The organism is Deefgea sp. CFH1-16 (assembly GCF_016881365.1).
GTDB lineage: Bacteria > Pseudomonadota > Gammaproteobacteria > Burkholderiales > Chitinibacteraceae > Deefgea.
In genome coordinates this window covers 2,090,680-2,105,636 of the sequence record NZ_WLYT01000001.1, presented here as the reverse complement: position 1 = coordinate 2,105,636, position 14,957 = coordinate 2,090,680, and the positions used below count along the sequence as shown (strand labels likewise).

Sequence of the window (14,957 nt, the reverse complement as noted above, 5' to 3'; positions counted from 1 at the left end):
AAGAGCGGCCAAAACAACAGGTCGCTCTTTTTTATTGCTAAGGTTTGACACTAAGTCTAAATATGGCTAATCTCAAGTCATCGCTGCAAAGGAGAACACTGTGTCATTAGACATCGACCGTCTAATCGCTGATTTTGGTGGACCCAGTACACTGGCCGATCAGCTTAATGCTGCTTTTCCAGATGATCCGGTATCCCGAGCTGCGATTTATAAATGGCGCGAACGCGGCAGCTTGCCGCTCGCTCAAGTGAATAAACTGGCTCAATTGGCAAGTCAGCAAGGCCGGCAATTCAATATCCAAAATTATATGGGCCGTGATCAAACCACCGCCTCAGAGACTCAGGAGCACAGCATGACTGAACGCAGTAATGACCGCTTGGTGATTTTTGATACGACATTGCGTGATGGTGAGCAGTCTCCTGGCGCATCGATGACCAAAGAAGAAAAAAATCCGTATCGCCCGCCAATTGGAAAAACTCGGCGTTGACGTGATTGAAGCTGGTTTTGCCGCCGCCAGCCCAGGCGACGCGGACGCGATCAAAACCATCGCTGGCATTATCGAAAACAGCACGGTCTGCTCTTTGGCGCGCGCCAATGAGCGTGACGTACGCGCGGCGGGTGAAGCAATTAAAGATGCCAAACGCGGCCGCATTCATACCTTTATCGCCACCAGCCCGATCCATATGGAACACAAGTTGCGTATGACGCCAGATCAGGTGGTTGAAGCCGCAGTGAAAGCCGTCAAAATGGCGCGTGAATACACCGATGATGTTGAGTTTTCGGCTGAAGACGCCTTGCGTAGCGATATCGACTTTTTGGCGCGGATTTTTGGCGCAGTGATCGAAGCTGGCGCAACAACATTAAACGTACCCGACACCGTCGGCTACGCCGTACCCCAACGCACTGAAGCGTTTTTCCGCGAATTGATCGCCAAAACCAAAGGCGGCGATTGCGTCATCTGGTCGGCGCATTGCCACAACGATTTGGGCATGGCGGTGGCTAACTCTTTGGCGGCGGTTTTGGGTGGCGCACGCCAGGTTGAATGCACGATTAACGGCTTGGGCGAACGTGCTGGTAATGCCTCACTCGAAGAAGTCGTTATGGCGACGCGCACGCGCCGCGATATTTTCAATGTTGAATGCAATGTCGATGCCACGCAAATCGTGCCAACCAGTAAATTGGTGTCAACAATTACTGGCTACCCAGTGCAACCGAATAAAGCCATTGTCGGTGCCAACGCCTTTGCTCACGAGTCAGGCATTCACCAAGATGGCATTTTGAAGTGCCGTGAAACTTACGAAATCATGAGTGCGGAATCGGTCGGCTGGAGCACGAATCGCTTAAGCTTGGGCAAATTGTCTGGTCGCAATGCGTTTAAAAACCAAATTGATTGAATTGGGCATTGAGCTGCAATCAGAAGAAGCATTAAATGCCGCTTTTGCGCGCTTTAAAAACTTTGGCCGATAAAAAACGCGAAATTTACGACGAAGATTTGCACGCCTTGGTGTCCGATGAGTTGATTTCGATTGAGCAAGAACACATCAAACTGATTTCATTGAAAGTGATTTCCGAAACCGGCGAAACGCCAAGCGCCGATCTAGTGGTCAGCGAAGCGGGGATCGAGCGTCATGCGACGGCGCACGGCGATGGTACGGTGGATGCCACCTTTAAAGCGATTGAATCACTCTTTAATAGTGGCGCAGAAATGCAACTGTATTCGGTTAATGCGATCACCTCGGGCACGGATAGCCAAGGTGAAGTGACGGTCCGTTTGATGAAGGATGCCAAAATCGTCAACGGCCAAGGCGCAGATACCGACATTATTGTTGCCAGCGCCAAAGCGTATATTTCAGCACTCAATAAAATCCACAACAATATTAATCGGGTGCATCCACAGCCAGTTTAAGTTGATGCGTTTACCGCGCCATCAACTACGTTTTTGTCGATGAGCAGCACGCTTTTTGGTACTGCTCAATGACAAGCATTTGCGAAATACGGCACCGATCGATACCACCCCATCGATTGGCGGAGGCAGCAATCACAAATTGCGCGCGCTCAAGCTTTCAGTCTGGTGAACCTAAACCACAACTGAAGAAACCGAACGCATAAACTACAAAGCCCCGCTGCGATCCAGCGGGGCTTTGTTCTATCTATCCAGCGGTGTATTTGCAGCAGCTCAAGCCGAAACAATAAACCTAATTAGTACTAAATCATGGGTATATTTATAAAGGCGTTTAAAGAAAAGCAATTCAGCCATATACCCACTCCACCGCCAATTAATTTTGTGCCAATAAGCTCGGTCGTGAATATTTAGCGTATAAGGTTGCACTCACAAAACTTACCACCGTCAGCACGACTTGAATCCCTGCCAATACTTGTGACAAACCTTGGTCACTCCATGCTCGCATCACGCCTTCCATAAAAAACACCAATACAAACATGGTGTACCACTGATAGGTATAACGGCGGCCATGCAATAAACCGCGTAACGGCAAAAATAAAATCAGCGCTTTTAATACTACCCATGAACCACCGGGCTTAAGCGGCGCCAGCCATAATTCCCATGCCGTGGTGAGCAAAATCATCGCCACCAAGGCAATCACGGTAATGGTTTGCAATGCTGGCAAATTGGCGGGACTTAATTTCATTCACTTCTTCCTTTTAATTTCAGTGCGATCTCGGCCAATCGACGCCCTTGCGCCAAGCACAGCACGCGTTCAGAGTCGGAAATCGCTTGGTTGGACTCAGTCCCAGCCCAATGGCTCGGCCCATACGGTGTGCCGCCGGTGGTGGTCGACATCAAAGCGGTTTCTGAATACGGCGTCCCGACAATCAGCATGCCATGGTGCAATAGCGGTAACATCATCGTCAGTAATGTAGATTCATTGCCACCGTGCAATGTACCGGAGCTGGTAAAGACCGAAGCCGGTTTGCCGATCAAAGTGCCTTTGAGCCAATCGGCAATGGTCGAATCCCAAAAATATTTCATCGGTGCCGCCATATTGCCAAAACGGGTCGGGCTACCTAACGCAAGGCCATCACACTCAAGTAAATCGTCGAGCGTGACATACGGCGCCCCTGTAGTTGGAATATCAGACTCGGTGGCTTCACACACTGTCGAGATCCGCGGCACAGTGCGTAACCGCGCAGAACAGCCAGCAGTTGCTTCAATGCCACGTGCAATCAGCTGCGCCATCTGACGCGTAGCACCGTGGGTTGAGTAATACAAAACAAGGATTTCAGTCATGATCTTTACAGGGGCGGCTTTCAGGATGCGCTATTATAATGGGATTCGCTTCTTATCGTTGTCTGCTATGAATTTTGCTAACACTTTCCCGCAATTGGCCCGAATTAGCGGTTTTTTCTCGCTTCGTCGGTCAACGTCTACTCAATGATCGTTGCCTAGAAACCGCCGGTAGCCTGACATTTACCACTTTGCTGGCGGTAGTGCCGCTGTTTACTATCGCGATTACGCTGATTTCGGCTTTTCCGATGTTCAGCATCAATGTGGGTAAATTTCGCGGTTTTATCCTCAATAACTTAGTGCCCGAAGCCTCCGGCAAAGTGATTGGGGTGTATATGCGCCAATTTGCCGCCAATGCCGATAGTCTCACCACCATGGGCATGATTGGCTTATTGGCCACGGCGCTATTGATGATGTTTACCATTGAGAAAACGTTTAATTCTATTTGGCGCGTTAAACGCCCCAGAAAACTACTGTCTCGCACGCTCACTTATTGGGCCGCACTCACTTTAGCGCCCATTTTAATTGGTTTAAGTTTGTCACTCACCAGCTGGATATCACAAAATTCGGGCCTAGGTGGACTCAACATCCCCATGTTGCAGATATCTTCATGGCTGCTGATGTTTATTACTTTGGGATTACTGTATCTCACGCTCTCCCAATTGCTTTGTCCCACGTTCGCACGCCCTAATTGCGGCACTGTTTAGTAGCGCGTGCCTCGAATTGATGAAGATGCTGTTTGGTTTGTATATCAAGCAATTCACCACATACAACTTGGTTTACGGCACTTTTGCTAGCTTTCCGATCTTTTTGATGTGGTTGTATTTGTGCTGGGTATTGATTTTGGCGGGGGCGGTCTTGTCTGCGAGCTTATCGTATTGGCATGGCAATGGCTGGCGCTGGGATAATCATCACGGCACGCGCTTTGAGCAAGCGGTACAGATTTTAGCCGCCTTAGCCCGCGCCCATCAAAATGGTGAAGTACTGCACATCGATCAATTACGCCGCAAAGTTGAGCTAGGCATCGATGCCACACAGCAATTATTAGAGCAAATGACCGCTAAACAATGGGTTGAGTCAACTCGGGATGGTGAATGGATTTTAGCGTGTAGCAGCGAGCGAATTAGTTTGCTAACGGTATTTGAATTGGTGGTAAGTCCACTCAATAGTGAAGTCGATAGCGGGCTAGAATCGCATCTAGAATTAGCCCGCTCGGCTTTAGATCTATCGCTTGCAGATTATTTGCTAGATTCACAACCTGCTAGCAGCGCGGTATCAATCGCGATCTCGGGTAATTCACCGATATAAGCTTCACCCAATTGGCGCAGCAAGATAAATTTAATTCGACCAGCGTCGACTTTTTTATCTTGCGCCATTAAAGCTTTATAACGCTCGCCACCCAAAGCCGGAGAAACTACCGGCAAACCGGCTCGTTGCAATAGATTGATCACGCGATCCACGTCAGCGGCTTGCAAATGCCCTAATGCGCGCGAAGCATGCGCTGCGAGCACCATCCCCGCGGCACGGGCTTCGCCGTGCAGCCAAACGCCATAACCCAAACCCGCTTCAATGGCATGGCCAAAGGTATGACCTAAATTGAGTAAGGCGCGCTGACCGGTTTCTTTTTCATCGGCAGCCACAATTCGCGCTTTATTTGGCAGCAGCGTTCAACGGCATAGGCGATTAAATCCACATCACGCGCCATTAAAGCATCGATGTTTTCTTCAAGCCAAACGAGAAATTCTAGATCGTCAATCAAGCCATACTTAATGACTTCGGCCATGCCTGCGGAAAACTCGCGCTGCGGCAAAGTCGCTAGCGTACTTAAATCTGCGAGTACCAGCTTGGGCTGATAAAACGCGCCCAGCATATTTTTACCCAAAGGATGATTAATCGCGGTTTTACCACCGACCGATGAATCAACCTGAGCCAGTAGCGTCGTTGGAATTTGAATAAACGGCACGCCGCGCTGATAGACCGCAGCTGCAAAGCCGGTCATATCACCAATAACGCCACCACCTAAGGCGACTAGGGTTGTTTTGCGCTCGGCACGTGCAGTTAATAACGCATCAAAAATTAAATTTAAACTGTCCCAAGTTTTATATTTTTCACCATCTGGCAGAATGATCGACTGACATTCAACGCCAGCCGCTTCTAATTGAGCCACTAAACCCGCCAAGTACAACGGTGCAATGGTCTCATTGGTGACAATGGCAACGCGCTTTTGCGCAAGCAATGCAAGCAGTGGCTCAACAGACTGAAGCAAACCTTCGCCGATCAAAATCGAATACGGAGCGTGGTCAATATCAACGTGTACATTACGGATCATGCCTGACGCTCCAATTCTTTTAGCAGTAATTGCAAAAGGGTATTTACAGTTTGTTGGCTGGTATCAATCACCAGATCGGCCACTTCGCGATACAGCGGATCGCGTTGTTCGTAGAGTTCTTTGAGTTTGCCTAAGGGATCTGCCGTTTGTAATAAAGGCCGATTTTTATCGTGGCAAGTGCGTGAATACAGCTCTTCAGGGCTAGCGCGCAAATAAATCACATAGCCATTACGCCGTAAATGATTCCGGTTAATTGGGTTTAAGATCGCGCCACCACCGGTTCCCAATACAATGCCTTGTAATTTGGAAAGCTCGGCGATGGTCTCTGCTTCTCGCTCACGAAACCCACTCTCTCCTTCGATTTCAAAAATCATAGGAATACGAGCGCCTGTTCGCGCTTCGATTTCATGATCCGAATCATAGAAAGTTTTCTGGGTTGCACGCGCAAGGGCACGCCCCACGGTCGTTTTGCCAGCCCCCATTAGGCCGACTAAATAAAAATTGCCTGGCATTCTCATGCCAGGCATTTTACTTGAATCTAAGCCCCTTAGCGAGCCATCACCTCGCTACGTTGCTAGATTATCGCAGCGTTAGATCTGATTCTAATACCCGAGGCGTCAAGAAAATTAACAACTCACGACGCTCTTTCTTGGTAGATCGATTTTTAAACAAATTACCCAACATCGGAATATCACCCAAGAGTGGCACTTGCGTAATCGTATTGCCGGTATTTTCAATATAAATACCACCAATCACCACGGTGCCGCCACTTTCAACCAAAACTTTGGTTTTGATTTGCTTAGTATTAATCGCTGGGCCATTTAAGGTTTCGGTTCCTCGGCTGTCTTTATTCACGTGCACATCCATAAATACGCTGCCATCTGGCGTAATTTGTGGCGTAACTTTTAATGACAACGTCGCTTTTTTAAACTCAACCGTAGTGGCGCCATTTTGCGATGAAGTCGAATATGGAATTTCTTGACCATCTTCAATCACCGCCTCAACTTGATCAGCAGTCACCAAGCGCGGGCTGGAAACGATTTTCAACTTGCCATCTTGCTCTAATGCACTCAATTCCAGACCCAAAATACCATCAGAACCGGCAATCAACATGGCAATTGAGCCCGGATTAAAACCACCAATCCCTGCGGCAGGCAAACTTACCGAAGGTACATTACCACCAACGGCAGGACCCGGGAACGTAGAGCCACCTGGACTGGTATAGTCTTTGCTGGTTAAATTACCGCCAAACGCCGTATCGCCTTTGGCATATAAACCATGCAACTTCACCCCAAGTTCACGTTGAAAACCGTCTTCAGCCTCAACAATCCGTGCCTCAATCATCACTTGCCGCACTGGGATGTCAATTTTGGTCAACAACTCACGAATTTGCTCAAGCTTAGATGGAATGTCTTGCACCACCACTTGATTGGTACGTGGATCAATGACCGCAGAACCGCGTGGCGAAAGGATTTTCTGTTTTTCATCACTTAAAATCGTTTTCAACGCATCGGCTTTATGATATTTCAATTGGAAATATTCAGTACGAGTTGGTTCTAATTCAGAAATTTGTTTACGATTTTCTAATTCTGATTTTTCTTTCGCCGCCAATTCATCCCGTGGCGCAATCCACATCACATTGCCGGTTTTGCGTTGATCAAGCCCTTTGGCTTGCAAAATAATATCCAGCGCTTGATCCCAAGGCACGTCTTTTAATCGCAAGGTTAATGCACCACCCACCGAGTCACTGGTAATAATATTTAACCCCGTAAACTCTGCGATCACCTGCAATACCGTACGCACTTCAACATTTTGGAAATTCAAAGATAATTTCTCACCTTTGTAATTCGCTTTACTGGCTACTTTATCCTTATTGGCGCTGGCATCACGTACTTCAACAACAAAGCGATTTTCTGTTTGATAAGCCGAGTATTCCCAATTGCCCTTAGGCTCAATCAGCATTTTGACTGAGTCGCCCTGCGCATGCGTTTCGATTTTCTGAATTGGCGTGCCAAAGTCAGTCACGTCAAGCTGACGCTCTAGATTTTTTGGCAAGCCCGCTTTTGAAAAATCAACCACTAGATTTTTACCTTGTTGGCGAATATCAATACCAACATTAGGGCTGGATAAATCAATAATAACTTTACCTTCACCGGCTGAACCACGTCGAAAATCAATCGCTTGAATTCCTTCTGCTTTGCTGGTGGATTTCGCATCTGAAAACTGCGTATTACTCCGAACAGGTGCGCTATTGACGGCGGTATTTGCAGCGGCTGCTGCATCAACCGTAATCAAATAGGAATTGCCTTCAACGCTGGTTTCATAACTGGCTTGTTTTTGCAAATTAAACACTAAGCGAGTGCGACCGGTACCTTCGGCAACATTTACCGAGCGCAATGCGGCACCATTGACTGGATAAACATTCTTCCCAGTTTGATTTGCGGTATTGGCAAAATCAAATGCAATCCGAGGCGGCGTATTCACAGAGAAGCTGGTTGGTGTTGGTGGCGCACTATTAAAGGTGACTTTAATAATTTGCTTATCGGCACTGACGTTGCTGACTTCAACATTGGTGATATTGGCCGCGTCGATTGCAAGTGCAAATGGCGTTAACAAACATAAAGCAAAATAGCTTAAACGCGCTAGGCTCTTATTCATTTTCATTTTTTCTGCTCCGCATCATCCAAGCCCAAGACAGTCGTTCGCTCTACCCAATCGCCACCACTGTCTTCAACAATTTCTTTTAATGTAATTTCAGTTTCTGACACTTTAGCGACCATGCCAAAATTTTGCCCCATATAACTACCTTGCTTAACTCGATACAAATTACCATCAGGCGCACGAATTAGCGCTTGTACTGCGGCACCTTGTTGTAAAGTCCCAACCATGCGTAGTTTTTCAAGGTCGTAATTTTCTAAAACCTCTTTTACACGATTCATATTCGGCGCTAAACCGCTACCATTGGTCTTTTTAGCCAATTCCATTTTACTAGTTCGAAATGGATCAGCGATTTCAAAAGCCTCATAAGGAAATGCAATATATACCTTTGCCTCAGGCAAGGGCTCTATTTTTCCTCGCAAGCCTTTTGATTGTTCGACCATCCATTCTTTTAAATCACTATGTTCATCGCCAAAACAGCCGGTTAATCCCGTTAGCAACAATACATAAAGGAGCCATCTTTTCACAATATTTTCTCCGATAGACCTTTATTTTTTCTTTTTACGCGCTTCAGCTTCAGCCTGACGAATCGCTTGTAGTTCAGCCTCATCCAATGCGCGATAAGTTTTGATTGTCGCTTCCATGGTCAGCAGCTGATCTTTTGAAGTGCTTAATTTAATATCACTTAAAATCACAATTCGTGAAAGCTGCGCAATATCACTCACAAAAGCAGCTAGATCATGATAGCTACCAGTGACTTTAATTGAGATCGGTGCTTCGACAAATTCAGCTGTTTTTATCTCAAGGCCAGGTTTGAATAGTTCAAACAATAAACCACGCCCTACACCTGCTTGATTTATCTCAGTCAGCAATGTTTCCATTTCAGAGCGATTTGGCAATTGCTTGAGTAAAGCACCAAACGATTGTTGAATTTCTAACAACTGCTGCTTGTATTCAGCAAGATTAATGGCTCGTTTTTTCTTATCAATAAATTCAGTTTTTAATTGAACTTCTGTTGCTTGCCCCGCATCCAGTTCTTCAACCTGAGCGCTCCAAACATAAAAATAACCTGCAGCAATTGTTAAAACTAATACGACGATCAATGAGCCTAACTGAACCTGTATTGGCCAATTCCCTGCATCTTTTGGATCTAAATTTCTTAAATCATCCAATGTCATTGCTGGCCTCTCTTCACTGAGCTAGCTGTGTTTTCTGCTGGCTCATCAACTCGTGTTAATTTTATGTTTAATGTGAAGTCAGATAATCTTTGATTACCTACAGAAGCTGATTTTACTTCGATCAACAGTGGCTGCTCAAAAATAGGAGAATCGTTTAAATTGCGCATTAATGTTGACACGCGCGCATTAGATTGCGCGTAGCCGGTTAATACCAATTGCTCATTGGTTTGCTTAACCTCTTTCAAATAGACACCCTCAGGCACTTGTCGTGTTAACTGATCAAGTAAATGAACTGTTTCTGTTCGATTAGATTGCAAACGCTCAACAATTTTTTTCCGATCAAGCAAAGCTTGTTTCTCGGTTTTTAATTTGTCAATTTCTGCTATTTCTCGATCGAGCTTGGCGTTTTCTTCGGTCAAAAAGTGATTACGTCCATTTTGAATATCTACTTTTGCTGAAAGCACCATATAACCAGCGAGTATTACCACTGCCAGCAAAAAAGACATAATCAACATTGACACATATTGCCGCTGCCGTGCCGCACGCTTTTGTTCGCGATGTGGCAATAAATTAATCCGAATCATACTGGGTCAAACCTCCGCATAGCCAAACCACATGCAATCAGCAATGAAGGCGCATCCAGTTGAATTTGCTTACCTTTGATCTTGCCAGTTGACATACTAAAAAATGGGTTTGCCCGCATAGTACTGGCGACCTGAGTACGACTTGAAACTGCTTCATCGAGGCCATGAATCACGCTACACCCTCCTGCCAAGAGGATATGATCCACTGCATTGTAATTACTGGAAGTGTAGAAAAACTGCAGCGAGCGAGAAATCTCCAGCGCCATCGTATCCATAAATGGCTGCAATACATCTGGCTCGTAATTATCAGGTAAACCACCTTGACGCTTGGCTTGCTCAGCCTCTTCGGCTGACATATTGAATTTTCTTTGAATCTCTTGGGTGAGTTGATTGCCAGCATAGCCTTGATCACGGCTATAAATCGACTGACCATCTTTAAAGATATTCATGTGCATGGCTGTTGAGCCAATATCGACAACAGCAACGATTTGATTTTCGCCACCGTTGGGCAATTGTGGGCGCATCAATTCAAAAGCCGCCTGTGTGGCGTAGGATTCCACATCCAATACAACCGCCTTTAAGCCCGCTTCTTCAATTGCCGCTACGCGCTCATCAACTTTGTCTTTTTTCGCCGCAGCAATCAGTACATCTTCTTCATCTGGATTATTTGCGGCAATCCCTAGCACCTGAAAATCAAGGTTAACTTCATCTAAAGAAAATGGAATATATTGATTAGCCTCGGTTTCTACTTGGCTTTCTAGCTCTCGCTCGCTCATGCCTGCTTGCACTAAAATCTTTTTAGTAATAACCGCAGAGGCCGGCAACGCTGCGGCTACATTTTTAACCTTACTTCCCATCCGCCGCCATGCATTTCGTATTGCATGTGCCACGGCTTCGGAATTCACGATATTATTATCCGTCACCGCATCTTTAGGTAAAGGCTCAATAACATAGCGCTCAAGGCTAAAATTGCGCCCCGCTTGACTCAGCTCAACCATCTTTACGGCAGAAGAGCTGATGTCTAGACCGATAAGCGGAGGAGCTTTCGGTTTAAGAAAATCGAGGTTCAACGCAATATTCCCTATTGTAATTGGTAAAAAATCCTATCAGTGACACCTTACTCCTGTAAAGTAAGCTAACTCTTAATCTCTTTTTTTGCAACATCAGTACAAAACCCGTAAATTACCACTCACTGAATAATAGATTCATACTCATGGCAAAAAAATTAATTATTTCCCTGTTTATAGTTTTCTTTGGAATTACAATCATCGGCATAAGTTTAGCGGCTTTAGCTGTAATTGTGACCTATCCAAAGTTGCCTCCGCTCAATGCGCTAACTGACTACAAACCTAAAATTCCATTGCGAATTTTCAGTGAAGATAAAGTTTTAATTGGTGAGTTTTGGCGAAGAAAGACGGGCATTTGTTCCCATCAATCAAGTTCCACCCATGATGATTAATGCGCTACTGGCAGCAGAAGATGAGCGTTTTTATCAGCATGGTGGCATTGATTATCTCGGTGTGCTGCGCGCCATTGTTGGCAATGTACTCTCGGGACACTCACAGTCTGGCGCAAGCACAATCACGATGCAGGTAGCCAAAAATTTCTATTTATCCAATGAAAAAACTTACACGCGAAAATTTAACGAAGCCTTACTTGCATTCAAAATTGAACATAATTTATCTAAAGATCAGATTTTAGAACTTTACATTAACCAAATTTATTTAGGTCAGCGTGCTTACGGCTTTTCTTCTGCCGCGCAAACTTACTTTGGAAAAAACCTCAAAGACCTTTCAATTGCTGAATTTGCTATGTTGGCCGGCTTACCCAAAGCGCCGTCAGCCTACAATCCAATTGTCAATCCAAAACGAGCAACATTACGTCAAATGTATGTGCTGCTGCGCAGAATGGCCGAGCTTAATTTTATTGATGCCGCACAGTACAAAGCAGCACAAACCGAACAATTAGTATTTAGCCGGAATAGCCAGCAGTTTCCTGTTCATGCTGAGTATGTCGCTGAAATGGTACGGCAAATGATGTTTAAAAAAATATCAAGAAGCGACCTACACACAAGGGTTCCAAGTCTTTACGACCATTAATAGCCAAGCACAAAATGAGGCGTATAGTGCATTGCGTAGCGGCATTCTCGATTACGATAATCGCCACGGGTACAAAGGTCCAGAAGGCTTTATCGATGCGGCACTACTGGCCAATCAAGTTGATGAGCAGCTCGATGAAGCACTCAGCAACATCAAAGAAGCAGATGACTTACGTCCGGCCATTGTATTAAGCAGTAATAACAAAGAAGTTCGTGCTTACTTGCAAGGTGGCGAACAAATTACGATTCAAGGTGATGGCTTACGCTTTGCCCGTAGCGCCCTATCCGATAAAAACACCCCAGCGAACAGAATCCGCCCTGGCGCTATCATTCGGGTGAATGCCACAGAAAAGGGCTGGGCAATTAAACAACTTCCTGAAGTCGAAGGTGCCATTGTCGCAATGGACCCACAAAATGGTGCGATTCGAGCCCTGGTTGGTGGCTTTGATTTTAATCACAATAATTTTAATCATGTCACTCAAGCATGGCGTCAACCCGGCTCTAGCTTTAAACCATTCGTATATTCGGCAAGTTTAGAGCGCGGGGTCACCCCAGCAACCATGATCAATGATGCACCCTTGGTCATTGAAGTTGGTGGGCAACGCTGGGAACCGAAGAACTACGATGGTCGTTTTAGAGGCATGACCTCGGTGCGTAAAGCTTTAACCCTATCGACGAACTTAGTATCAGTGCGGATTTTACAAGCCATCGGTACCGACTATGCCCAGCAACATCTAACGCGCTTTGGCTTTGACCCGAAACAGCATCCAGCCTATCTGACCATGGCGCTTGGAGCGGGCAGCGTCACGCCATTGCAATTGGCAGAAGGCTACTCGGTATTTGCCAATACCGGCTACCGTGTTCGCTCATTTTTTATTGATCGAATCGAAGATGCGCGCGGCAAAGTATTAGCGCAAACCCAGCCAGAGGTTGCCGGAAAAAATGCACCACGCACGTTGGATGCGCGCAACGCTTTTATCATGAATTCCATGATGGGCGATGTCATTAAAATGGGTACCGCAACGAAAGCTAAAGTGCTAGGCCGCAGCGATTTAGCAGGTAAAACAGGGACAACCAATGATGCTTATGATGCTTGGTTTGCAGGTTATCAAGCTAACTTAGTCACCATTACGTGGATTGGTTTTGACCAACCTAAATCACTCGGCGCACGCGAAACCGGTGGCGGTGCCGCGCTGCCTATTTGGGTGAATTTCATGGGCAAAGCACTCAAAGATACTCCTGAATCGCCTTGGGTAATGCCTGATGGTGTCACCAGCCGAACTACCGAAACAGAGCGCGGCCCGATTACCGAATATTTTTATCAAGAGTTTCAATCTACCAATCCACAACTTGGTCTAAGTGGTGGCAGCGAGACTGAAGCAGCACCGATCGATGAAATTAAAGAGCAATTGTTTTAACGCTCAGTTGACGAAAAATAACGCAGCAAGCGCAGATTAATTAACCGTAATCTAGTGAGTTAAATCGCCGTCGTTTAAATGACTCAATGATAGAAAAAACCTATGTATATCTTTAGGAGCCAGATTTTCACTTGGCCTCATCGATATACATAGGCCTATAAAATATGCTGTTGTTAAAACATTGTCCTGCCATAATGATGTATTGATGCATTACTCTCCCTTGAACTCGTGCTACAAGGAAAGACGGTATGTCTATCACAACGACATTAATATCTTCCCACCGCGATAAAATGGCCCAACGTGCGGCACAATTAATACACGAGGGTCGGGCCAAAAATTTTGAGCAAGCACGTCGTCAAGCCTGTCTCGAATTAGGCTTATCTAGCAAAAGAGATCGGCGCTTGCACTGCTGAAATAGAAGCCGCAATGGCGCATTATCAGCACTTATTTTGCCCCGATTTTGATGAAGATTTACTTAAATTACGCCAAAAAGCATTGGCTTTAATGCTTTTTTTCCAGCAATTTGAGCCATATCTCGTGGGTTCGGTACTCAAGGGTAATGCCAGCAAGCATTCCGATATCAATCTTTTGGTTTACTCTGATGACCCCAAAATTGTTGAAATATTTTTATTAAATCAACAAATAGACTACTCAAGTAAAGAGAGAAAGACGCAATATCGTCAAACCGATTCTCCAACAATTGCTTTCTGGTTTGATCAAACAGAAGTACATTTACAAGTATTGCCCAGTGTCGCCCGTCATCAATACGCAAAAAAAAAATGAGCGCGCTAATTACCGACAACTGCAACAACTGATTGCAGACTGTCAATCGACACACACTCTTGCATCAGAGGAATAGGATTAAATTATGGCTAGCAACTCCTCATTTAACGCCGATTCGGCTCAAAGACCCTAGCCCTTATTTAGTCCATGATCGCGATGAGATTTTTCTTGTATTAACTCGGCTAGCTAAAAAACCTGAATTAGTTTGTCTGTATGCCAATCAACAAAGTGATGTATTTATTTTGAGCGCATTACTTCAGGTGGATCAAAACAATCTTATTTTCGATCTAGGCCGAAATGCAGAGTTAAATCAACGACTACTTTCTGCAAAAACAATCTGTTGCGTTGCACACATTAATAGTATTCATTATCAATTTGATTTAATCGTGAGTGCGCTCACAAGTATTAATGAACAAGCTGCTATTGATTGTTTATTTCCAACGCAAATGTTGAGTTTGCAACGTCGAGATTTTTACCGGCTCTCGATTCCATTATCGACCCCATTATCTTGTCTCATACCATTACAACAAGGTGGCGATGTCGAGATTTCAATGTCAGATATTAGCCTTGGTGGGGTTGGCCTACTCGGCTTTGTGCCTGATATTTTTCACTCGAAATTGGCAGTATTTTGCACAATTGCCGTATTGAGTTACCCCAAGTAGGTC

General features: G+C 45.4%; 15 protein-coding genes and 2 pseudogenes. 8 read left to right on the top strand and 9 right to left on the bottom strand.

What is annotated here, in order from left to right; genetic code table 11:
* The first annotated feature begins 100 nt into the window (after positions 1-100).
* A pseudogene (locus tag GKO28_RS11560) lies at positions 101-1,906 on the top strand (2-isopropylmalate synthase).
* Positions 1,907-2,276: 370 nt separating this feature from the next.
* On the opposite strand, the gene GKO28_RS11555 reads toward GKO28_RS11560, so the two are convergent.
* The gene (locus GKO28_RS11555; protein ID WP_182076350.1) at positions 2,277-2,648 is read right to left on the bottom strand and encodes a DUF2069 domain-containing protein; all 372 of its coding nucleotides are present in this window, start codon (positions 2,646-2,648) and stop codon (positions 2,277-2,279) included.
* Positions 2,645-3,247: an NAD(P)H:quinone oxidoreductase gene (wrbA, locus tag GKO28_RS11550; protein WP_182076349.1), complete on the bottom strand. Its 603-nt coding sequence runs from the start codon at positions 3,245-3,247 to the stop codon at positions 2,645-2,647. Before wrbA ends, GKO28_RS11555 begins: the two co-directional genes overlap by 4 nt.
* Positions 3,248-3,321: 74 nt before the next feature.
* Here wrbA and GKO28_RS11545 point away from each other — a divergent pair, with 74 nt between their 5' ends.
* Positions 3,322-3,951, top strand: coding sequence for a YihY family inner membrane protein (locus GKO28_RS11545; protein WP_182076348.1), 630 nt, complete (start codon positions 3,322-3,324; stop codon positions 3,949-3,951).
* Positions 3,890-4,552: a YhjD/YihY/BrkB family envelope integrity protein gene (locus GKO28_RS11540; RefSeq protein ID WP_307839101.1), complete on the top strand. Its 663-nt coding sequence runs from the start codon at positions 3,890-3,892 to the stop codon at positions 4,550-4,552. Before GKO28_RS11545 ends, GKO28_RS11540 begins: the two co-directional genes overlap by 62 nt.
* On the opposite strand, the pseudogene aroB reads toward GKO28_RS11540, so the two are convergent.
* The 7 genes and pseudogenes from aroB to GKO28_RS11505 form a co-directional block, all read right to left on the bottom strand.
* A pseudogene (gene aroB, locus GKO28_RS11535) lies at positions 4,483-5,570 on the bottom strand (3-dehydroquinate synthase). The gene GKO28_RS11540 and the pseudogene aroB sit on opposite strands and share 70 nt — an antisense overlap.
* Positions 5,570-6,085 carry a shikimate kinase gene (locus tag GKO28_RS11530; protein ID WP_247646510.1) on the bottom strand — a complete coding sequence of 172 codons (516 nt, stop codon included), beginning with the start codon at positions 6,083-6,085 and terminating at the stop codon, positions 5,570-5,572. The pseudogene aroB and the gene GKO28_RS11530 overlap by 1 nt, the downstream one beginning before the upstream one ends.
* Before the next feature lie 67 nt (positions 6,086-6,152).
* Positions 6,153-8,237 carry a type IV pilus secretin PilQ gene (gene pilQ, locus GKO28_RS11525; protein WP_203564114.1) on the bottom strand — a complete coding sequence of 695 codons (2,085 nt, stop codon included), beginning with the start codon at positions 8,235-8,237 and terminating at the stop codon, positions 6,153-6,155.
* Positions 8,234-8,758 carry a pilus assembly protein PilP gene (locus GKO28_RS11520; protein ID WP_173533203.1) on the bottom strand — a complete coding sequence of 175 codons (525 nt, stop codon included), beginning with the start codon at positions 8,756-8,758 and terminating at the stop codon, positions 8,234-8,236. Before GKO28_RS11520 ends, pilQ begins: the two co-directional genes overlap by 4 nt.
* 21 nt (positions 8,759-8,779) lie before the next feature.
* Positions 8,780-9,409 carry a type 4a pilus biogenesis protein PilO gene (locus GKO28_RS11515; protein WP_173533202.1) on the bottom strand — a complete coding sequence of 210 codons (630 nt, stop codon included), beginning with the start codon at positions 9,407-9,409 and terminating at the stop codon, positions 8,780-8,782.
* Entirely contained in the window at positions 9,406-9,975 is a 570-nt protein-coding gene (locus GKO28_RS11510) for a PilN domain-containing protein (protein ID WP_247646509.1), read from the bottom strand. Before GKO28_RS11510 ends, GKO28_RS11515 begins: the two co-directional genes overlap by 4 nt.
* Before the next feature lie 14 nt (positions 9,976-9,989).
* Positions 9,990-11,063: a pilus assembly protein PilM gene (locus GKO28_RS11505; RefSeq protein WP_173533200.1), complete on the bottom strand. Its 1,074-nt coding sequence runs from the start codon at positions 11,061-11,063 to the stop codon at positions 9,990-9,992.
* Positions 11,064-11,206: 143 nt separating this feature from the next.
* Between GKO28_RS11505 and GKO28_RS19965 the strand changes: the two genes are divergently transcribed.
* The 5 genes from GKO28_RS19965 (at position 11,207) to GKO28_RS11490 (ending at position 14,954) form a co-directional block, all read left to right on the top strand.
* Entirely contained in the window at positions 11,207-11,452 is a 246-nt protein-coding gene (locus GKO28_RS19965) for a hypothetical protein (protein ID WP_247646508.1), read from the top strand.
* Complete coding sequence (locus tag GKO28_RS19960) at positions 11,442-12,092, top strand: transglycosylase domain-containing protein (protein WP_247646507.1); 651 nt, start codon at positions 11,442-11,444, stop codon at positions 12,090-12,092. The genes GKO28_RS19965 and GKO28_RS19960 overlap by 11 nt, the downstream gene beginning before the upstream one ends.
* Before the next feature lie 31 nt (positions 12,093-12,123).
* Positions 12,124-13,509: a penicillin-binding protein 1A gene (locus tag GKO28_RS19955; protein ID WP_247646506.1), complete on the top strand. Its 1,386-nt coding sequence runs from the start codon at positions 12,124-12,126 to the stop codon at positions 13,507-13,509.
* Between the two features lie 426 nt (positions 13,510-13,935).
* On the top strand, positions 13,936-14,292 hold the full coding sequence (locus tag GKO28_RS11495; protein ID WP_182076344.1) for a nucleotidyltransferase domain-containing protein: 357 nt from the start codon (positions 13,936-13,938) through the stop codon (positions 14,290-14,292).
* Positions 14,293-14,324: 32 nt separating this feature from the next.
* On the top strand, positions 14,325-14,954 hold the full coding sequence (locus GKO28_RS11490) for a flagellar brake protein (RefSeq protein WP_182076343.1): 630 nt from the start codon (positions 14,325-14,327) through the stop codon (positions 14,952-14,954).
* Positions 14,955-14,957 lie beyond the last annotated feature (3 nt).

Bases quoted from the DNA above. Each gene is read 5' to 3' on its own strand.
- wrbA (WP_182076349.1), bottom strand. From the start codon at position 3,247: ATGACTGAAATCCTTGTTTTGTATTACTCAACCCACGGTGCTACGCGT.
- GKO28_RS11530 (WP_247646510.1), bottom strand. From the start codon at position 6,085: ATGCCAGGCAATTTTTATTTAGTCGGCCTAATGGGGGCTGGCAAAACG.
- GKO28_RS19960 (WP_247646507.1), top strand. From the start codon at position 11,442: ATGATGATTAATGCGCTACTGGCAGCAGAAGATGAGCGTTTTTATCAG.
- GKO28_RS11495 (WP_182076344.1), top strand. From the start codon at position 13,936: ATGGCGCATTATCAGCACTTATTTTGCCCCGATTTTGATGAAGATTTA.
- GKO28_RS11555 (WP_182076350.1), bottom strand. From the start codon at position 2,648: ATGAAATTAAGTCCCGCCAATTTGCCAGCATTGCAAACCATTACCGTG.
- GKO28_RS11515 (WP_173533202.1), bottom strand. From the start codon at position 9,409: ATGACATTGGATGATTTAAGAAATTTAGATCCAAAAGATGCAGGGAAT.
- pilQ (WP_203564114.1), bottom strand. From the start codon at position 8,237: ATGAAAATGAATAAGAGCCTAGCGCGTTTAAGCTATTTTGCTTTATGT.
- GKO28_RS19965 (WP_247646508.1), top strand. From the start codon at position 11,207: ATGGCAAAAAAATTAATTATTTCCCTGTTTATAGTTTTCTTTGGAATT.